The 19,373-nt window shown below is 65.0% G+C and carries 21 protein-coding genes; 8 read left to right on the top strand and 13 right to left on the bottom strand.

Annotated elements, in window-relative coordinates:
* Window positions 1-191: 191 nt before the first annotated feature.
* Window positions 192-2,213, bottom strand: coding sequence for a DNA primase (dnaG, locus tag FJV43_RS23345; protein ID WP_239621418.1), 2,022 nt, complete (start codon window positions 2,211-2,213; stop codon window positions 192-194).
* Between the two features lie 263 nt (window positions 2,214-2,476).
* On the opposite strand from dnaG, the gene FJV43_RS23340 reads away from it, so the two are divergent.
* Window positions 2,477-3,040, top strand: coding sequence for a chlorite dismutase family protein (locus FJV43_RS23340; protein WP_239621416.1), 564 nt, complete (start codon window positions 2,477-2,479; stop codon window positions 3,038-3,040).
* Window positions 3,041-3,115: 75 nt separating this feature from the next.
* On the opposite strand, the gene FJV43_RS23335 is transcribed toward FJV43_RS23340, so the two are convergent.
* Entirely contained in the window at window positions 3,116-3,514 is a 399-nt protein-coding gene (locus tag FJV43_RS23335; RefSeq protein WP_239621415.1) for a gamma-glutamylcyclotransferase family protein, read from the bottom strand.
* Between the two features lie 76 nt (window positions 3,515-3,590).
* On the opposite strand from FJV43_RS23335, the gene FJV43_RS23330 reads away from it, so the two are divergent.
* Window positions 3,591-4,394 carry an N-formylglutamate amidohydrolase gene (locus FJV43_RS23330; protein WP_239621413.1) on the top strand — a complete coding sequence of 268 codons (804 nt, stop codon included), beginning with the start codon at window positions 3,591-3,593 and terminating at the stop codon, window positions 4,392-4,394.
* A gap of 3 nt (window positions 4,395-4,397) precedes the next feature.
* On the opposite strand, the gene FJV43_RS23325 is transcribed toward FJV43_RS23330, so the two are convergent.
* Complete coding sequence (locus tag FJV43_RS23325) at window positions 4,398-5,018, bottom strand: LysE family translocator (protein WP_239621412.1); 621 nt, start codon at window positions 5,016-5,018, stop codon at window positions 4,398-4,400.
* A gap of 132 nt (window positions 5,019-5,150) precedes the next feature.
* Here FJV43_RS23325 and FJV43_RS23320 point away from each other — a divergent pair, with 132 nt between their 5' ends.
* The 3 genes from FJV43_RS23320 (at window position 5,151) to FJV43_RS23310 (ending at window position 7,383) form a co-directional block, all read left to right on the top strand.
* The gene (locus FJV43_RS23320; protein ID WP_239629559.1) at window positions 5,151-5,465 is read left to right on the top strand and encodes a helix-turn-helix domain-containing protein; all 315 of its coding nucleotides are present in this window, start codon (window positions 5,151-5,153) and stop codon (window positions 5,463-5,465) included.
* Between the two features lie 27 nt (window positions 5,466-5,492).
* Window positions 5,493-6,005: an SRPBCC family protein gene (locus FJV43_RS23315; protein ID WP_239621410.1), complete on the top strand. Its 513-nt coding sequence runs from the start codon at window positions 5,493-5,495 to the stop codon at window positions 6,003-6,005.
* Window positions 6,006-6,576: 571 nt separating this feature from the next.
* The gene (locus FJV43_RS23310) at window positions 6,577-7,383 is read left to right on the top strand and encodes a transglutaminase family protein (RefSeq protein WP_239621408.1); all 807 of its coding nucleotides are present in this window, start codon (window positions 6,577-6,579) and stop codon (window positions 7,381-7,383) included.
* A gap of 99 nt (window positions 7,384-7,482) precedes the next feature.
* Here FJV43_RS23310 and FJV43_RS23305 read toward each other — a convergent pair whose 3' ends face one another.
* Window positions 7,483-8,256: a DUF2189 domain-containing protein gene (locus FJV43_RS23305; protein ID WP_239621407.1), complete on the bottom strand. Its 774-nt coding sequence runs from the start codon at window positions 8,254-8,256 to the stop codon at window positions 7,483-7,485.
* Window positions 8,257-8,495: 239 nt separating this feature from the next.
* On the opposite strand from FJV43_RS23305, the gene FJV43_RS23300 reads away from it, so the two are divergent.
* The gene (locus FJV43_RS23300; RefSeq protein ID WP_239621406.1) at window positions 8,496-10,727 is read left to right on the top strand and encodes an ATP-binding protein; all 2,232 of its coding nucleotides are present in this window, start codon (window positions 8,496-8,498) and stop codon (window positions 10,725-10,727) included.
* 1 nt (window position 10,728) lies between these two features.
* Here FJV43_RS23300 and FJV43_RS23295 read toward each other — a convergent pair whose 3' ends face one another.
* From FJV43_RS23295 to FJV43_RS23265, 7 genes are all read right to left on the bottom strand, one after another.
* On the bottom strand, window positions 10,729-11,172 hold the full coding sequence (locus FJV43_RS23295; protein WP_239621404.1) for a hypothetical protein: 444 nt from the start codon (window positions 11,170-11,172) through the stop codon (window positions 10,729-10,731).
* A gap of 2 nt (window positions 11,173-11,174) precedes the next feature.
* On the bottom strand, window positions 11,175-11,543 hold the full coding sequence (locus FJV43_RS23290) for a nuclear transport factor 2 family protein (protein ID WP_239621402.1): 369 nt from the start codon (window positions 11,541-11,543) through the stop codon (window positions 11,175-11,177).
* Between the two features lie 74 nt (window positions 11,544-11,617).
* Window positions 11,618-12,085 (bottom strand): MarR family transcriptional regulator, encoded by a 468-nt coding sequence (locus FJV43_RS23285; RefSeq protein WP_061880439.1) that lies wholly within the window; start codon window positions 12,083-12,085, stop codon window positions 11,618-11,620.
* A gap of 9 nt (window positions 12,086-12,094) precedes the next feature.
* Window positions 12,095-13,705: an acyl-CoA synthetase gene (locus FJV43_RS23280; protein ID WP_239621401.1), complete on the bottom strand. Its 1,611-nt coding sequence runs from the start codon at window positions 13,703-13,705 to the stop codon at window positions 12,095-12,097.
* 244 nt (window positions 13,706-13,949) lie between these two features.
* Complete coding sequence (locus tag FJV43_RS23275; RefSeq protein WP_239621399.1) at window positions 13,950-15,086, bottom strand: epoxide hydrolase family protein; 1,137 nt, start codon at window positions 15,084-15,086, stop codon at window positions 13,950-13,952.
* 128 nt (window positions 15,087-15,214) lie between these two features.
* Entirely contained in the window at window positions 15,215-15,670 is a 456-nt protein-coding gene (locus FJV43_RS23270; protein WP_239621397.1) for a GatB/YqeY domain-containing protein, read from the bottom strand.
* Window positions 15,671-15,703: 33 nt separating this feature from the next.
* The gene (locus tag FJV43_RS23265; RefSeq protein WP_239621396.1) at window positions 15,704-16,432 is read right to left on the bottom strand and encodes an alpha/beta fold hydrolase; all 729 of its coding nucleotides are present in this window, start codon (window positions 16,430-16,432) and stop codon (window positions 15,704-15,706) included.
* Between the two features lie 146 nt (window positions 16,433-16,578).
* Between FJV43_RS23265 and carA the strand changes: the two genes are divergently transcribed.
* A complete protein-coding gene (gene carA, locus FJV43_RS23260) occupies window positions 16,579-17,769 on the top strand; it encodes a glutamine-hydrolyzing carbamoyl-phosphate synthase small subunit (protein ID WP_239621394.1) in 1,191 nt (396 codons plus the stop codon).
* 46 nt (window positions 17,770-17,815) lie between these two features.
* Here the strand turns inward: carA and FJV43_RS23255 are convergent, their stop codons facing one another.
* The gene (locus tag FJV43_RS23255; RefSeq protein ID WP_028178734.1) at window positions 17,816-18,031 is read right to left on the bottom strand and encodes a hypothetical protein; all 216 of its coding nucleotides are present in this window, start codon (window positions 18,029-18,031) and stop codon (window positions 17,816-17,818) included.
* Between the two features lie 145 nt (window positions 18,032-18,176).
* Here FJV43_RS23255 and FJV43_RS23250 point away from each other — a divergent pair, with 145 nt between their 5' ends.
* Entirely contained in the window at window positions 18,177-18,698 is a 522-nt protein-coding gene (locus tag FJV43_RS23250; protein ID WP_239621393.1) for a hypothetical protein, read from the top strand.
* A gap of 126 nt (window positions 18,699-18,824) precedes the next feature.
* Here the strand turns inward: FJV43_RS23250 and FJV43_RS23245 are convergent, their stop codons facing one another.
* Entirely contained in the window at window positions 18,825-19,346 is a 522-nt protein-coding gene (locus FJV43_RS23245; RefSeq protein ID WP_239621392.1) for a DNA starvation/stationary phase protection protein, read from the bottom strand.
* Window positions 19,347-19,373: the final 27 nt, after the last annotated feature.

The following is a 19,373-nucleotide window of genomic DNA, read 5'->3' as shown; positions in this document are numbered from 1 at the left end:
CGCGGCGGATGCAGGTGTAGTGCCACAGCGATTGCGCGGATTCATTCCTGACGCGTCTGTTCTGCCTGCGGCCGCCTCTGGGCCAAAGTGCTACAAGACCGTTAAGCCTCGATTAACCCTGTTTCTGCCGCCAAACCTTGGATTTGGCGAGTCTTTTAGCGGTTCCGGCCCCGGCCGTCCGCATGATTCTTTCACACACTCTTCTGAAGCCGGCCCGACAATTCGCCAAAACCCTCAATCAGGGCCTCGGTGCCGTCGACCTCGGCCATCCGGGCCTTGACGTCACGCAGCCACGCCAAATTGGCCTCGCTGGGGTCCTCCCCCAAGGCCAGCTCGGCGTCCTTCAGCTCCCTAAGTAGTGAATGCCATTGCCGATGCAAGACAACGAGCTGGTGCCAGGTCGCAAGAACGTCATCCCGCGCCGCGCCTTCGCGGGCACCCCACACCGCCTGGGTCGTGATGCCGTTCTCAACCCTTTGAAGAGCTTGGGAAAATCCGCCCCGTTCGAGATCGCTGCGCATCTTTTCGGCCAGCTCGCCGGGTTCCGGCAAGTGGTGGTGGTCGTTGGCGAAGGCGGCGATGATGCCGGCCCGGAGCTTATGGGCCTCGGGATGGGCCAGTTCCAGGGCGGCGACCTCCTCGAGGTGCTCATGCAGCAGCCAGGGGTGGTTGATCAGACATTGCAGGATCAGGGCTTCCCGGCGGGACATGGCGCTGCGCTGGCCCTTCATGATCGGGCTTGCCGCCAGCTGGGGGCTCGCCGCCTGGTAGGGACCGGACGGGAGCGGGGTCGGGCCGGGGGCGCCGCGGCGACCGCCGCTAAATCCTTGGCCGCCAAACCCCTGGCCGCCGAATCGATTCGCGCTTCCCCCTGCCCGCGGCTGGAACGGCCGGCCGCCGCCGGAGCGGAAATTGCCCCGGCCGCCAAAGCCGCGCCCACCTTCGGGCGCGAAGGTGCGCTGCAGCCGCTCGACGAACTCGTCGCGATAATAGCGCCGCACCACCTCGTCACGGATGCCGTTCGTGAGCTCCTTGATGCGCGCTTCCAGCGCAGCGCGGCGCTCGGGCGTGGCGAAATTGCCGCCTTCGAGCTCGCGCGACCAGATCATGTCGGCGAGCGGACGGGCAGCTCCGATCACCTCCTCGATCGCGCCGCGCCCGCCGGAGCGCACGAGATCGTCGGGGTCCTGGCCTTCCGGCAGCAGCGCGAAGCGCAGGCTCTTGCCGGGGCTGAGGAACGGCAGCGCGAGGTCGGCGGCACGATAAGCCGCCTTCTGTCCGGCGCGGTCGCCATCGAAGCAGAGGATCGGCTCGTCCGCCATCTTCCAGAGCAGCGCGAGCTGGCTTTCGGTCAGCGCGGTGCCGAGCGGCGCCACCGCACCCGCAAAGCCCGCGGTGACCATGGCGATGACGTCGACATAGCCTTCGACCACGATCAGAGCGCTGCCGTCATGCGTGGCTTTGCGCGCGGTCTGGTGATTGTAGAGATTGTCGCCCTTGTGGAAGAGCGGCGTCTCCGGCGAGTTCAGGTATTTTGCCGGAACGTCCTTCTCCAGCGCGCGTCCGCCGAATGCGATGACGCGGCCGCGCAGATCCGTGATCGGAAACATCACGCGATCGCGGAAGCGGTCGTACGGCACGGGGATGTCGTCACCGCCGATCAACAGGCCGGTCTCGACCATGTCGTCGACGGAGATGCCGAGCTTGCCGAGATGCTCCTTCAGCGCGAAGCGATCGGGCGGGGCATAGCCGAGGCGGAACTGCAATTGCGTCGCCGGCGAGATGGCGCGGTCGGCAAGGTAGCCGCGCGCCTTGGCGCCGAGCCGCGAGGCCAGCGTCTCCGCGAAAAACTTCGCCGCGAGATCCATGACGTCATGCAGCGACTTGCGCCGCTGCTCGTGCCGCGCCGCATCAGGAGTCACCGCCGGCAGCGGCAGGCCCGCCATGTTGGCGAGCCGCTCGACGGCCTCGGCGAACGGCAGGCCGTCGGTCTCCATCACGAAGGTGATGATGTCGCCGTGCTTGCCGGAGGAGAAGTCGTGATAAAAACCCTTCTGGTCGTTGACGTAGAAGGACGGCGTCTTCTCCTGCTGGAACGGCGACAGCCCCTTCCACTCCCGCCCCGCCTTCTTCAGCTTGACGCGCTTGCCCACGACTTCGGAGACCGAAAGCCGGGCACGAAGCTCGTCGAGAAACTGGGGCGTGAAGCGCATGGGCTGTGTCTAGCGCGAAACCGGGTGAGTCGGGCGAAAGATCAGGGATATAGGTGCGGGCTGGCCAGAAGTCAGGTTTGTCGGGCTTATACGCGCTGTTCACAGCCTGCCTTCCTTCCGGTCATTCCGGGGCGCCCGCAGGGCGAACTACGGTGCGCAATTGCGCACCTGAGAATCTCGAGATTCCGGGTTCGATGCTACGCATCGCCCCGGAATGACTGGAAAAGCTTGAATCCGCCCTGGTTCCACGCTTCCATAGCCTCATGTTCAGGACGTTTCGAGGCGGCCACAGCGGGGGCTGGCGCATCACCTCGATTTCGCCAGTGACGGGCGAGCCCCTGCCCTTCGTGCCGGCGCTGTCGGTCACCGACAGCGAGGCCGTGTCGCTGCCGCTGGTGCCCTCGCGCAATGCCTGGCGGCTGGTCGGCGTTGCGAGCAGCCTGCGCTACACCGAGCGGTCCGAGAAGCAGCAGCTCGTCGCCGTGCAGGCCGGCCTCGGCCGCATCGAGGCAACCAGCGCTGCGCTGATTCCGATCCGCAAGTCGCAGGCCTGGTGGGAGCTGACGCAGGAAGAGCGCCGCAGGATCTTCGAGGACAAGTCGCATCACATCGCGAGCAGCCTGCGTTTCCTGCCGGCGATTGCGCGCCAGCTCTATCACTGCCGCGACCTCGGCGGGCCCTTCGACTTTCTCACCTGGTTCGAATTCGCTCCCGCGGACGCCGCACTGTTCGAGGAGCTGGTGGCAATGCTCAGGCAGACCGAGGAGTGGACCTATGTCGAGCGCGAGGTCGACGTGCGCATGGTGAAGGAAGTGCTGTCGGCCTAGAGCAAGATCCGGACCCCAAGGCCGCGTTGGCCGCAAAGCGTGCAGCGGTTCGCCGACAAGATCATGCGCAACATACTAATGCTCGAGGAAGCGGCCCGACTCGATGTGCGGCAGACCGGTGACGGGCCAGTTGTAGACGTAGGTCCAGGCCTTCTCGGTGGCGCCGCCGGCGCGCGTCACATCGACCAACTGGCGCAGATATTCGGTCGGCTCTGGAAACCCCTCGCCGCAGGCTTCGTACATGTCGAGCTCGCGCAGGAGCTCGTCGGGCACGCGCAGGCGGAAGAGCTCGCCATGGACGATGTCCGTCGGCGCGTCGGAGAGCAGCAATCCCGGATAGTGCTTCACCAGGACGAGCCGGCCGCGGCAGGTCGCCTCGCCCAGAAACTCCGCGTGGCCCGCGAGCAGCCGCGCCATCGGATGGTCGAAGCCGCGCATCAGGGTGCCGTAGACGAAGAGGCGATCGGAGCTCATGGTGTTCCAACGTTGCGACGACGGCGCGATACCGTTAATCCGTTTACACACGTTGTTCTTCCATAGGCAAATCAGGATGGCTTTCGACACAGCCGAGGCGACCGACCAACTGCTCGGCGAGGGCGACATTCCGCCCGTGCATGAGGTGAATGCGGCAGGCGCATCTCCCTTCCTGCTCACCGCGGATCATTACGGACGGGTGCTGCCGCGCGCGCTCGGCGATCTCGGCCTCGCGGAAAGCGAGCTTGTCAGGCACATCGCCTGGGACGTCGGCATCGCCGGTGTCGCCGAGCGGCTCGCGCACATGCTGGATGCGCATCTGATCGCGCAGCGCTATTCACGCCTCGTGATCGACTGCAATCGCCCGCCGGGCGCCGCGAGCTCGATCCCTGTGATCTCCGAGGCGACCGTGATCCCCGGCAATGAAAATCTATCGGCTGCCGCCAAGGAGATGCGCCGGCGCGAGATCTTCGATCCCTATCACGGCCGGATCGGCGCGGCGATCGATGCGCGCGGGCGGGCGGGCAAGCCGACGGTGCTGGTGGCGTTGCACAGCTTCACGCCCGTCTATCACGGCGATCCGCGGCCCTGGCACATCGGCACGCTCTATCACCGCGACACCGTGCTGCCGCGGCTGATGCTGCAGCACCTGCGGGGCGAGAGCGGCCTCGTCGTCGGCGACAACCAGCCTTATGCGGTGAGCGACGCCACCGACTACACCATCCCCGTCCACGGCGAGGCGCGCGGGCTGATCAACACCGGCCTCGAAATCCGCCAAGACCTGATCACCGACGAAACCGGCCAGCAGCAATGGGCCGAGCGGCTGGCGCGGATCCTGCGCGAGATCGCAGCAACGCTGCGCGAGGACGGAATGGCGTGATGCTCACTTCGCCCGTGTCAGCGCCAGCCAGATGCCGCCGCCGATCATGAAGCCGCCGGAGACGCGCGACATCATCCGCGTGCGGCGCGCCGAGAAGAATTTTCGGGCGCGCCCGGCGGCGATGGCGTAGAGCGCATCGGTCATCACCGCCGTCACCATGAAGGTGGCGCCCAGCAGCGCGACTTGCGGAAAGTGCGGCTGGTTCATGTCCATGAACTGCGGAATGAAGGCGCCGAAGAACACCAGCACCTTGGGGTTCGACAGCAGCACCAGGAATCCCTGCAGGAAGAAGCCGCCGCGCGGCGGCGGTGGCGGCGCCTCGAGATCGACGCCCTCGACCGGCGCCCAGATCAGCCTGATGCCGAGCCAGATCAGATAGGCGGCGCCGGCAAAGCGCACCCAGTCGAACCAATAGCCCATGGTTGCCATCAGCGAGGTCAGGCCGACCGCGACGATGCCGATCACGATGGCAAGGCCCGCTTGCGCGCCGGCAACGTTGGTGAGCGCCGCGCGCGTGCCGTGGCGCAGGCCGTTGGCGATGACGAGCGTGACGATCGGCCCCGGCAGCAGCGCCAGCGCAATACAGGCGGCGACGAAGGCGAGATAGGCTTGCATGGACATCATGGGAGGACTCGCTGCGGTTTGCGCGCATTAATGCATGGCGGAGGCGGGAACGGAAGCTTGCTCGCAGCCGATCAGGCGCGCCAAGAACGGCATCTTGACATGCAACTATTCGGTTGCCTATCATGCGCAACCATGGATGAAGTCTTCAGAGCGCTCGCCGATGGGTCGCGACGGTCGCTGCTGGACAGGCTTCACGCCAGGAACGGCCAGACACTGAACGAACTCTGCGAGGGCTTCGCGATGACGCGTCAGGCCGTTGCCAAGCACCTTGTCATTCTGGAGAAGGCCAATCTGGTCACGACCATCAGACATGGCCGCGAGAAGCTGCACTACCTCAACCCCGTGCCCATCCATCAGATCGGCGAACGCTGGATCAAGAAATTCGAACGCGGCAAGCTCGCTGCGCTCGGCGAATTGAAACGTCAATTGGAGAAGCGCGAGGAATAGGCCTGCTCAACAAAGGATTGATGCGCGATGGATCTCGACCAGTTCAAGCCGCTCACCGTCTACACAATCTACATCGCCTCGACGCCGGAGAAGGTGTGGCAGGCCCTGACGTCGGCAGAGTTCAGCCGGGAGTACTTTTCCGGGTTCGCGGTGGAGATGGAGCCCAGGCTCGGCGGCACGTTCATCGTGCGCGCGCCGGACGGATCGGAGCACATCTCGGGCAAAGTCTTCGAATACGATCCGCCCAAGAGGCTGACGGTGACCTGGAACGTCAACTGGCCCGGCCTCGTCGAGAAACTCGGCACCACGCTCGTCACCTACGAGATCGAGCCCGCCGGCGAGGCCGTCCGCCTCACCCTGAGCCAGCGTCATGATCGTCAACTCAGCGAAGACATCCTCTCAGGCGGCCGCACCGGTTGGCCCGCGATCCTGTCGGGGCTGAAGAGCCTGCTGGAGACGGGCAAGGCGCCGCAGATCAAGATGTCGCCGCCAGTCAAGATGCTGGAAGCATTGAAGGCGATGGGGATCAAGATACCGTAGCGGCCGGACTCCGCCTGCTCATCGCTTCTTGGTCAGCGGCGGGTGAATCTCGTCGATCTTGCGACGGCAATCCGCTTCCGACTCGTGCGGGCCCGAGACAAAGGTCCCGCTGACCTTGATCGCGTACCAACCGGACTCAACTCCGAGCCGGAGCGCTTCGTCCGTCTTGACCTGCCGTGGAGAGAGAATTTGCATCTGGTGCTTTCGGTTGGCGTTCGACCTCAAATCGAACCGCGGTGACGTTTCAGGCAATGCAGCAGGCGGCCCCGCCGAAACGAGCAATGCACAAAACGACCGCCCCTACGGCGTCGCGATGTGCTCGCTCCACCGGTGCGGGGACTGAGCCATCTCAGGTCGCCCGCGCACGGTCGAGGAGCTGCGTGTTAGCAGAAGCGACAGCCATTCGAACGTTGCTGCACCGTGCGCGCATTCACGGCAATTAGCTATCGATTTCTCGCCCGCACGCGCCTTTGTGCGCCAGATGCATCGCCCGAGCGAAACAATGCCGGCGAAGTCTTGTGCCCGACCGCTTCGTAGCCATGTTAAAGGCGCAGCCAAGGGAACGTACCGCATGAAGCTCCGCGTCGGGTTCGAGATGCTGTACGAGTTCCCGCAGCCGACGCCTATGATCATGGTGTTGGGCACGCATTTCACGCGCGCCTCCGATGTCATCGTGCCCGACTTGCTCACCACCAGCCCCCCGGTGACCATTAGTCCCTATCGCGACCTCTTCGGCAATTGGTGCAGCCGCATCGTGGCTCCGCCGGGCGCCTTCCGCCTTGCCGCCGACGGCGTCATTCGCGACAGCGGCTTGCCCGACCCCGCGTTCCCAGACGCGTTTCAGCATGCCGTCGAAGCGCTGCCGACCGACACGCTCGTCTATCTGCTGGGCAGTCGCTATTGCGACACCGATCACCTGACGGATATCGCATGGAAGTTGTTCGAGAAGACGCCGCCGGGCTGGGCGCGGGTCCAGGCGATCTGCGATTTCGTTCATCGCCACATCACATTCGGCTATGAGCACGCGCGCGCAACCAAGACGGCACGCGAAGCCTACGAGGAAGGCAAGGGCGTTTGCCGCGACTATGCCCATCTCGCCATCACGCTCTGCCGCTGCATGAACATCCCGGCGCGTTACTGCACCGGCTATCTCAGTGACATCGGCACACCGCAGCCATGGCCTCCAGGAGACTTCGCTGCCTGGTTCGAGGCGTTCATCGGAGGAAGCTGGCGCATGTTCGATCCCCGCAACAACACACCGCGAATCGGCCGCGTGCTGATCGCGCAGGGACGCGATGCCGCAGACGTCCCGATCACCCAGACCTTCGGTCCGAATACTCTGGTCAATTTCAAGGTCTGGACCGACGAGGTTCCCTGATGGAGGACGCGCCCGCTGCGCTCTGCTTGGCAGGGACAAGGCGCGCCGGGCGAAATTCCGCAAGCGCGTGAGCGCCTGACCGTTGCAACCGGCTCCCTCTCAGGCGACCGGCGCCACCAGCCGCCGGTAGAGATGCCAGGTCGCATGCCCAAGCACCGGCAGCGTCACGATCAGCCCGAGAAAGTAGGGCAGCGCCGAGACGATCAGCAGCATCACGATCAGCGCGGCCCACGAGATCATCGGCAGCGGGCTCGCGACGACGGCACGTACGCTCGTCACCATGGCCGTGACGAAATCGACGTCGCGATCGAGCAGCAGCGGGAACGACACCACGGTCAGCGAGAACAGGATCAGCGACAGCACGGCACCGACCGCGTTGCCGATGCCGAGGAACAGCAGGCCCTCGTTGGTCGTCAGCACCACCGTCATGAACTCCTGCAAGCTCGAGAACGAGGCATTGAGGCCGAGCAGCAGCGCGATCAGGAGCCGCACCTGGTACATCCAGACCACGAACACGAACAGCGTCACGAAGGCCATCCAGCCGATCTCGCTGCGCGAACGGATCGCCGACCAGATCGCACCGAATGAGACCGGCTCGCCGCGCTCGCGGCGGCGGCTGATTTCGTAGAGGCCAATTGCCACGAACGGTCCGATCAGCGCAAAACCCGCGGCAAGGGGATAGACCAGATAGACCATGCCGAAGGCGGTGAGGCAGAGCATGATGGCGATGCCGCCGGCGGCGTAGAGCGCGCCGAAGCAGACACCGTAAAGAGGCAGCGCCTGGAAGTCGCGCAGGCCTTCGACCAGCGCCTCGGCGATGTCGGTCCCCGCCACGGGACGCACCACCGGATCGACCTTGCCCGAGATGGACATCAGCTTCCTCCGTAAACCGGCGCGATTTTTCGTTGCGCGCTTGCCGCGATATTAGCGCCGCCGCGCGGACGCGCAACTTGATGCCGGCCGGCGCGAAGAGAGCGGCGACGAGACGATGATCGCAATGCGAAATCTTGGCCTTTCGTGCGATATTCGCGGCGATGACTATGGACGGGGCAGATGATCGTGCCTCAAATTGTACCTCCGAGCACCCTCGCCTGAGAGCCGATCGCCCACCGATGAGCCTGCGTACCCGGTTACTGATTCTCGTCATCGCGGCCATGCTGGTGCCGGCGATCCTGGTCGGGCTCCGTTTTGTGCAGAACCGTGCCAGTGAGATCGACGCGGCGCTGGCCAATCTGGTCGCATCCGCCGACGACATCGCGGGCGATTTGGACGAGAAGATCAAGGGCACCGCCCAACTTCACTATGGGCTCGCCCGTGCCCGCGATCTCGACACGCGCGACAAGGCGGCATGCTCGGCATTCCTGTCTGATGTCCGCGAAGAATACCCGCAGTTCACGGGCATCCTGACCATCGATCCCGACGGCAGTCTGTTCTGCGACTCGCTGCGGACCAACCGCACGCTCGACCTGAATGACCGCGGCTATTTCAAGCAGGTGAAGGGTCTTCATGGCGTCGTCGCAGTCGAGCCGGTGTTCGGCCGGCTCACCGGGCTATCGGTGCTGCAGATCGCCTATCCCGTGCGATCGGAGGCGGGTGCGCTGAAATTCGTGCTGCTCGCCTCATTCAACCTCAACAAGTTCGCAGAATTTCACGACAAGCGGCTACTCGCCGAGAAGGACATCCTGCTGATCGACGCCAAGGGTGCAGTGCTGGTCGCCCCCAAGGGCGGCGGCTGGAGCGAGCCCGTCGGCGGATCCATTGCAGGTTCCGACCTGTTCCGCTTTGCGGCAGCGCCCGATCGCGAGCCGTTTCGCGAGGTGAGCGACCGCGAGGGCCGCACACAGATCTGGGCCGTTGCCCGTTCACCTTCGATCCGCAAGGCCGGCCTCTATGTCCTGGTCGGACGATCCAAGGACGGACTGGTGGCGGCGGCCAATCGCCGGCTGCTGGAGGACATGGCAATCCTTGCGGTGGCTTCGCTGCTGTTGCTCGCCGGTGTCTGGATCCTTGCGACCGTGAGCGTCGGGCGCCAGGTCGGACGGCTCGCCGCCATGGCCAAGAGTCTCGGGCGCGGCGATCTCAGCGCGCGCATTCCGGAGCCCCACCCGGGCGGCGAACTCGGCGGATTGATGACCCTGCTCAACAGCACGGCCGAATCGCTCGAGCAGCAGCGCGCCGCCATCGCGGATCTCAGCCACAAGCTCAGCCAGTCCCAGAAGATGGAAGCCATGGGCCAGCTCACCGGCGGCGTGGCGCACGATTTCAACAATCTCCTGACCGTCATTCTCGGCAACTCGGAGCACCTCGCCGACAGGCTTGCGGGCAACAAGGGATTGCAGCGGATCGCCGACGACATTGCGACCGCCGCCGAGCGCGGCTCCGACCTGACGCGGAGCCTGCTCGCCTTCGCACGCAAGCAGCCGCTGCGACCGCGAGAGATCGACATCGCCGAGCAGGTGACCGGCATGAAGCAGCTTCTGCGGCGGACCCTGGGCGAGCACATCGACTGCAGCTTCACGCTCGCGCCGGATCTATGGCTCGCCAGCGTCGATCCCAGCCAATTGGCGACGGCCGTGCTCAACCTCGTGCTCAACGCGCGCGATGCGATGCCCGACGGCGGCAAGCTGATGGTCGAGGTACGAAACATCTCGCTCGGTGAATCCGACCTCGACGTCAACGGCGAGCCGCGGCCGGGCGACTACGTGATGCTGGCCGTGAAGGATACGGGGACCGGCATGAGCAGCGAGGTGTTGGGACGCGCGTTCGAACCGTTCTTCACCACCAAGGAGGTCGGCAAAGGGACCGGCCTCGGCCTCAGCATGGTCTACGGGTTTGCGCGACAATCCGGCGGACTTGTGCAAATGCAATCCGAACCGGGTCAAGGCAGCGTCGTCAGGCTGTTCTTTCCCCGCCTCGCGACGCCGCCGAATGAGGAACCGCTGCCGGCAGAGCAGGTCACCGCACCGGACGGACACGAGACGATTCTCGTCGTTGAGGACGACGACATGGTGCGAGCCTATGTCGAGAACGAGCTGAAGTCGCTCGGCTATCGCGTCATCGCGACATCGAACGGGCCGGCGGCGCTGGATGTGTTGCGCCAGCCCGGAGACATCCAGTTGCTGTTCACTGATGTCGTGATGCCCGGCGGCATGTTCGGACCGGAGCTGGCGAGGCAGGCAACCGGCCTGCGGCCTGGTCTCAAGGTTCTCTTCACCTCCGGCTACAGCCAGAGTCCCGTCAGGACGCCCGACCAGATCGGCGACGCCCGCATTCTGACCAAGCCGTTCCGGCGCAAGGATCTTGCTGCGATGCTGCGGGCGGCCCTCTCGGAGCCGTCGCGGTAGATCAGGAGCCGATCGCGAGCTGGAGCGCCACGCCGAGATTTGCCGCGAACAGGACCGCGTCGATGACGAAGATCCGGAGCATCGGGCCCTTCAACACGGGCCAGTAGGCCACCCCGACGCGGCCTCCGCGCATCAGCACCGGAACGTTATAGGCGAACTGGCTGAAATGGCAGGCGGCGAAGAACAGGAACAGCGCGAGCTGCGCTTCGCTCGGCTGAAAGAACGATGGACGGGCGGCCAGAAGATAGAGCGACAGGAGCCCGATCGGCAGATTCATCCCGCCCAGGAACGCCACGCTGGCCGCCAGGGTCGGCGCGATCGGATTGCTGCGCTCTTCCCGCGGCAGCAGGATCTTCAACGTGTTCGCTTGCGCGATGCTGAACTGGATGAAGGCGCCGACGAACCAGAGCATGTTGAGAAGCAGGACGAAATCAGAAACGTGCATCGTCATTTTCCATAGAAGGCTTCGCTGCGCACGACGCGGCCGGCATCGTCGAAATCCATGAATTCGCTGGCGCGCGTGTCGCCCAGCTGCCACCACACCGTTAGGCGCGCGATCGCCTCGTCCCAGCTCCAGCTCAGGATCTTCAGGTCGGCGCTTTCGACGTGGCCATAGGCCTTCCGCCAGTAGGCGCGGATGTTCTCGGCGCCGGTGACGACAGGAGAACCCGTCAGTGTGAGAGCGAGAGGGCTGCGCATCTGCGCATCGTCGGCGAAATGCGCGACGACCGCGTCGATGTCGACCCTGCACCAATTCGCGCACCACGCCGCGACAAAGCCTTCGGCAGTCGCGCGGCTCATTGCCTGTCCGCTCATGACACGGATCCTCCCTGGCCGGGAAAGTGGCAAAGCCCGCGCCTCATGTCAACCATGTTGACTTGAGAATTCCGTCAGTTGTTGTCGGCGATCGCCTCCATCACGCCGATCCACCCGGCCGCACCCGATGCCCCGACCCGATCGAACGCCTCGCGCAGCACCTTGCGCTCGTGGTCGGAGGCCCGCTGCTCGATGCGCCGCCCCGCTTCCGTCAGGCGCAGCAATTTCGAGCGGTGCTGCTCGGGCGAACGCTTCGACGTCAGGAGCTTCCGCTCCACCAGCAGATTGAGCGGCCGGTTGAGGGCTTGCTTGGAAATGCCGAGGATCTCGATCAGCGCGCCGATCGCGATGTCAGGCCGGCGCGCCACCACGTAGAGGATACGATGGTGCGGACGCGACAGGCCCTGCTTCGCAAGATATGCGTCGGCCTCCAGCGTCATCCCGCGCCAGCCGTAATACATGAGCTCGAGCGCCGCATCCAGATCGTGCAGCTTCGTCAGTGAGGCGCGGTGGAGTCCCGCGGCTTGAGGCGCCTTTGCCATTGCAGGACGCTAGCCTCTCGCCCGCAGCTCGCGCCGCAGCACCTTGCCGGTCGCCGTCATCGGCAGCGTCTCGGCAAACTCGACGAAACGCGGATATTCGTGGGCTGCGAGCTGCACCTTGACGAACTCCTGGATCTCGCGCGCGAGCGCATCGCTGCCGGCAAAGCCGGGCCGCAGCACGATCCAGGCCTTGATCGATTCGGTGCGGATCGGATCGGGGATGCCGACGACGGCGGCCATCGCCACCGACGGATGCTTCATCAGCGTGTGCTCGATCTCGGAGGGGCCGACGCGATAGCCGGCGGTGGTGATGACGTCGTCCTCACGGCTGACGTACCAGAAATAGCCGTCCTCGTCCTGCACGCCGAGATCGCCGGTCAGCAGGAACTCGCCGGCATATTTCTTCGCCGTCGCCTCCGGATTGCGCCAGTATTCGAGCATGGTGACGGGGCATGGCTGGCGCACGCCGATGATGCCGCGCTGCCCGCGCGGCAATTCCTCGCCCCTGTCGTCGACGATGCGGACGTCGAAGCCCGGCGTCGCCTTGCCCATCGAACCGGGGCGGATCGGAAATAGGTTCGAGTTGCTGCCGATCACGAGATTGCACTCGGTCTGGCCGAACACTTCATGCGCGTCGATGCCGAACGTCTCGCGCACCCAGCCGAGCAATTCGCCGCCGAGCGACTCGCCGCCCGTAAAGATGCTGCGCAGCTTGACGCCGGAGTGCTTCACGCCGGCCTGCCGCATCAGCTTCAGCGCGGTCGGCGGCAGGAAGACGTTGCGCACGGAAAGATCGGCCATCATCTGCATCGCCGCCTGCGGCTCGAACTTGCGTGCGCGGTGACCGACGAGGGGAATGCCGTGATACCAGAACGCGAACAGGCCATTGATGAGCCCGCCGATCCAGGCCCAATCCGCCGGCGTCCACATGAGATCGCCGGGGCGCGGCAGGAAGTCGTGACACATCTCCACGTTCGGCAGATGACCGAGCACGACGCGGTGCGCATGCAGCGCGCCCTTGGGATTCCCTGTCGTGCCCGAGGTGTAGATGATCAGCGCGGGATCATCGCACGAGGTGTCGATCCGCGCGAAGTCGGCCGATGCGGCCTTGACCGCATCCCAGAACGACGTCGTTCTCGCCGGCGCGCGCCCGCCGACCACATAGATCGTCTTCAGGTCGGGCAGACGATCGCGAATTTTTGCGAGCTTCTCCCAGCCACCCTCGTCGGTGACGATGGCTTTCGCCTCCGAATTCGACAGGCGGAATTCCAGCGCGTCCTCGCCGAACAGCGCGAACAACGGGATCGAGATCATGCCAGAGCGGAACGCCGCCATATGTGCGATCGGCAATTCCCGGGACTGCGACAGAAACACCGCGACGCGGTCGCCACGGGAAAGCCCGTCCGCCTTCAGCACATTGGCGAAGCGGCGCGACATCTCGGCGATCTCGTCGAAGGAGGTGCGACTCGTTCCGCCGTTCTCGTCGACATAGATCAGCGCGAGGCGACCGGTGCCGTCGGCATGGCGATCGCAGCACGCTTCCGCAATATTGAAGCGCGCGGGGATGTCCCAGCGGAAATTGCGGTAGAGCTCGTCGTAGGTTGCGGCTTCGGTCAGCATGGCTTGGTCGTTTCCGCGCTCTCGTCGTCATGGCCGGACTTGTTCCGGCCATCCACGTTCTTCTTGGGACCAGTCTAAGGCCGTGGATGCCCGGGACAAGCCCGGGCATGACGGTGGGGAGATCTTATCTCTCAGTCATTCCGGGGCGATGCGAAGCATCGAACCCGGAATCCATTGCGCGGCATTTCCGCGGCTCGATGGATTCCGGGTTCGCCCTGCGGGCGCCCCGGAATGACAGTGGGAGCTATCGCACCGTCGCGAAGAACTTCCTGACATCGCGCACGAACAGATCCGGCTGCTCGAAGGCGGCGAAATGGCCGCCCTTCTCCATCTCGCTCCAGTGGGTGATGTCCAGGAAGTTCGGCTCCATCCAGCGCCGCACCGGCGTGATGATCTCCTTGGGAAACACCGCGACGCCCGTCGGCACCTTCACCACGGGCGTGGTGCGGCGCTTGCCAAAACTCTCCCAGTAGAGCCGCGCCGAGGAGGTCGCCGTCTGCGTCGTCCAATACAGCATGACGTTGTCGAGCAGCTCGTCCTTGCTGAAGATGTTCTCAGGGTGCCCGTTGCAGTCGGTCCAGGCCCAGAATTTTTCCAGGATCCAGGCCGCCTGCCCGCTCGGTGAATCCGTGAGGCCATAGCCGAGCGTCTGCGGGCGCGTCGATTGCTGCTTGGAGTAGCCGGAGTCGAGATCGACATAGTGCTTGAGGCCGGCGAGAGCGCGCTTCTCCTCCGCCGTCGGCTCGCCCTCGACCTTGGGCGCCGCATTGAAGGCGAGCGTGATGTGGATGCCGGCGCAATGCTCGGCATCCTGTGCGCCGAGCGAGGTCGTCACCGCCGAACCCCAATCGCCGCCTTGCGCGCCGTAGCGCGCATAGCCGAGCCGGTCCATCAGCTTTGCCCAGGCCGCGGCGATGCGGTCGACGCCCCAGCCGGTGGTCTTCGGCTTGGCCGAGAAGCCGAAGCCCGGCAGCGACGGACAGACCACGTGGAAGGCATCGGCAGGATTGCCGCCATGCGCGGCGGGATCGGTGAGCGGCGCGATCACCTTCTGGAACTCGACGATCGAGCCCGGCCAGCCGTGGGTGATGATCAGCGGCAGCGCGGACCGCTCCTTCGAGCGCACATGGATGAAGTGAATGTCGAGCCCGTCGATCTCGGTGGTGAACTGCTCGAAGCGATTGAGTTTTGCCTCGCGGTCGCGCCAGTCGTAATCGTCGGCCCAATAGGCGCAGATCTCCCGGATCCATTGCAGCGGCGCGCCCTGGCTCCAGTCGTCGACCAGCTCGGCATCCGGCCAGCGCGTGCGGACGAGGCGTGACTTGAGATCGGACAGGATGTCGTCGCTGATGGCGATGCGAAACGGCTCGATGGCGGTCATGGCGGCCTCCCTTGTTCTTGTTGTCATTCCGGGGCGCGCAGGGCGCAAGCCCGGAATCCATTTCGCAATGGGGTTGGCGGCCCAATAGATTCCGGGCTCGACGCTTCGCGTCGCCCCGGAATGACAGGTCAGCCCGACAGCGCCGCCTTCACCAAGCCGCTGGCCTTGCCGAAATCCATCTGGCCGGCGTATTTCGCGCGCAGCACGGCGATCACCTTGCCCATGTCCTTCATGCCGGCGGCGCCGGTCTCGGCGATCGCGTCCGCGATCGCCTTCTTTACGTCATCCTCCGACATCTGCTTCGGCAGGTAGGCCGAGATCACCGCGATCTCCTCGCGCTCCTGCGCGGCGAGTTCGGCGCGACCGCCCTTGTCGTAGAGCTCGACCGCCTCCTGGCGCTGCTTGATCATCTTCTGCAGCACGGCGAGGATGTCGGCGTCCGACAGCGGCGGCTTGCCGCTGCCGCGGGCATCGATGTCGGCATTCTTGATGGTCGAGTTGACCATGCGCAGCGTGGACAGCTTGCGCTCGTCCTTGGCCTTCATGGCCTCCTTGACCGCATTGTTGATGTCGTCGCGCAGCATGATCGTGATCCCTTCGAATATCCGACGCCTGATCTAGGCCGTTCGCGCCCCTGAGACAACCTCGGTTCCGAGCCATTCGGCGAGCGCCCGCACTGTCGCTTGCGGCTGTTCGGCTTGCGGCAGGTGCCCGCAGCGATCGATGATCACGAGCCTGGCGCCGGCGATGCCTTCGGCTATCTCCTTGGAGAAGGCGTTCGGGATGGTGTTGTCGGTATCGCCCGTCAGCACCAGAGTCGGGCATGCGATCGTCGCCAGCGTCGGGCGCGAATCCACCCGCGCGATGATCGCGGTCTGCTGCCGCAGATAGCCTTCGACGCCAACGTCCTCGTCCTGTGCATGCACGAGCGCGAGAATATCTGCATCATCGCGCCGCGACGGATGCACGAGCTCCGGAAAACTCTCCTCGCGGACGGCGCGAAGCTCGCCGCGCTTGGCGCGCTCCATCTGGGCGTGTCGGCGCGCCGTCGCCTCCGGCGTGTCGGGCCGCGCCTGCGTGTTGATCAGCGCGAGCCTGGTCACGCGCTCGCCCGCCTGGCGCATGATCTCGAAGGCGATGTAGCCGCCCATGGAATGGCCGGCGAGGGCGAAGCGCGGCGGCGCCTCGGCGAGGATGCGGCGGGCGATCGCCGCGAGGCTGTCGTCGCGGATGTGGTTGGCGATCATCACGGGGCCAAACCGCCATAGCGGCGGGATCACCGGGGCGTAGATCCGGGCCGAGGAGGCCAGCCCCGGAACCAGCAGAATCGGGGTGGTCTGGTCCATTATTGCCTCGCAAGCCCAGGAAATTGCCGGAAATTGTGCGGCCGAGCTTAAGTGCCCGAGACGGGCTGTCAAATATGCAAAAACGCATGTGAATCAGCCCTTCTCCGCTTTGACGGCGGCGCCTGCGGGGACTATGAAGCGGGCTCATGACACAACATGACAACGATCCCGCTTGGCCGGACCACAAACCGACCGCGCTCCTCGTGCTTGCCGACGGCACGGTGCTCGAGGGCTTCGGTCTCGGCGCCGAAGGCCACGCCGTTGGTGAAGTCTGCTTCAACACCGCGATGACCGGCTATGAAGAGATCCTCACCGATCCTTCCTATGCCGGACAGCTCATCACCTTCACCTTCCCGCATATCGGCAATGTCGGCACCAACGAGGACGACATCGAGACGGTGAACATGGCGGCGACGCCGGGCGCGCGCGGCGTGATCCTGCGCACCGCGATCACCGATCCCTCGAACTACCGCGCCACCAGGCATCTCGACGGCTGGCTGAAGGCGCGCGGCATCATCGGTCTCTCCGGCATCGACACCCGCGCGCTGACCGCCTTGATCCGCTCCAAGGGCATGCCCAACGCCGTGATCGCGCATTCCAGGACCGGCGAGTTCGACCTGCATGGCCTGAAGGAAGAAGCGCGGGAATGGCCGGGCCTCGAGGGCATGGATCTCGTGCCGCTGGTCACCTCCGGCCAGCGCTTCAGCTGGGACGAGACGCCGTGGCTGTGGGACAAAGGCTTTGGCCGCCAGGAGAATCCGGAATTCAACGTCGTCGCCATCGACTACGGCATCAAGCGCAACATCCTGCGCCTGCTCGCCGGCGTCGGCTGCAAGGTGACGGTGGTGCCGGCAACGACCTCAGCCGAGGACATTCTGGCGATGAAGCCGGACGGCGTATTCCTGTCCAATGGTCCGGGCGATCCGGCCGCGACCGGCAAATATGCCGTGCCTGTGATCCGGGACGTGATCAAGTCGGGCACGCCGACCTTCGGGATTTGCCTCGGCCACCAGATGCTGGGCCTCGCCGTCGGCGCCAAGACGAAGAAGATGCACCAGGGCCATCACGGCGCCAATCATCCCGTCAAGGACGAGACCACCGGCAAGGTCGAGATCACCTCGATGAACCACGGTTTTGCCGTCGACGAGACGACGCTGCCGAAGGGCGCGACGCAGACCCACATCTCGCTGTTCGACGGCTCAAATTGCGGCATCCAGCTCGACGGCAAGCCGGTGTTCTCGGTGCAGTACCACCCGGAGGCCTCACCAGGCCCGCGCGACTCGCACTATCTTTTCAAGCGCTTCGCCGACCTGATGCGGCAGAGAAAGAGCGCGTAAGGCCACAAGACCTCCCGGCGGATGAGTCCGCCGGGGTGGGGCTCCGTCACGGACGCATGAACATGAAGTCCGTGTCGGGATCGCAGTTCTCGGCGATGAAGCGCAGCTCCGCCTGGATGTCGGCGACCGACCTCGTCTCCAGATATTTCGAAATCACCAGACCGAGCAACGCCCGGCAGACGGCTTCGTGCCCGAGGCCGGCCGTCTCCGCCTCGTTGACGGCCGCCGAGAAATGACGCTGCGCAACGTCGGATGCGTACATGGCGTTCCCCCTCCTTCGCTTCGATCTGCGTGCCCGCCATTGGCTGCCAGCGCCTTGATCTCGGTCAAGCCGGCGTATGGCGTGTCGTGAGGAACAAGAGGCCCTGCGCCCTCTTGATTCCGGTCCGTTGCCAGTGGGAGCCCCCATGTCCGTCGTCCGCGCCAATGCCGAGCCGCTCGCCATCGTGTTCGAGGATGACGGGCTCGTGCCGAACAACATCCTGCCGTTCCTGGTCTACCAGGGCGCGGTGACGCTCGACCCCGAGCGACCCGAGGAGACCATCGAAGACCTGTTCGAAGGCAACGGCTGGGGCGGGACGTGGCGCAACGGCGTCTACGACTATCTGCATTATCACGCGACGGTGCACGAAGTGCTCGGCGTCGCGCGCGGCAGTGCAAGCGTCCGTTTCGGCGGCGATCATGGCCAGGAGCTTCAGATCAAGGCCGGCGACGTCGCGATCCTGCCGGCCGGCACCGGGCATCAGTGCATCCAGGCTAGCGATGATTTCTGCGTGATCGGCGCTTATCCGCCGGGCGCGAGGATGGAGATCACGCGGGCGACGCCCGAGAACCACGCCAGGGCGCTGACGACGATTCCACAAGTCGCCCTGCCGCCGGCCGATCCCGTGACGGGGACGGATGGCGCGTTGATGCGGTTGTGGCGCTAGCCAAGAGCAAAGGTGCGTAGGGTGGGCAAAGGCGCTCTTACGCGCCGTGCCACCACCGCGCGATGAACGAGCAGTGGTGGGCACGCTTCGCTTTGCCCATACTACAAGAACTATGGCAGCCGGGCCTTACGCTTCGTTCGCACCTTCCTGCCGGGTCGCCTCGAACAGGAACCAGGTGCGGCGCTCGGTCTCATCGATGAAGTTTTCGAGGATGCTGGCGCTGGCGACGTCACCGGCCTCGTCGCAGACCTCGTGCGCCTTGCGCATCGCGGCGGCGACGTGCTTGTTGTCCTGCATCAGCTCGCGCAGCATCTCGCGCGGCGGGACGTAGTCCTCGTTGTTGTCCTTGATGGTCTGGAGCTTTGCGACCTGGCCGATCGACTTCAGCGTGGTACCGCCGATCTTGCGGACGCGCTCGGCGAGCTGGTCGGTGGTGGCGAAGATCTGGTCGGACTGCTCGTCGAGCAGCAGATGGTAGTCCCGGAAATGCCGCCCGCTGATGTGCCAGTGGAAATTCTTGGTTTTGAGGTAAAGCGCGAACGCGTCGGCCAGAAGCACGTTGAGCGCCTCCGAGACCTTCTTGACCCCTTCGGACGACAGATCAGTGGGGGTATCGAGATCGGGCGAGACCTTGCTGGTTTTGCTCACGGGAAACCTTCCTGTTAGGACGCGGAC

Origin of the sequence: Bradyrhizobium sp. I71, assembly GCF_022354745.1 — a bacterium.
Lineage (GTDB): Bacteria > Pseudomonadota > Alphaproteobacteria > Rhizobiales > Xanthobacteraceae > Bradyrhizobium > Bradyrhizobium liaoningense.
Note: the sequence above shows the minus strand (reverse complement) of the source record. Positions and strands in the feature narration are given on the sequence as shown.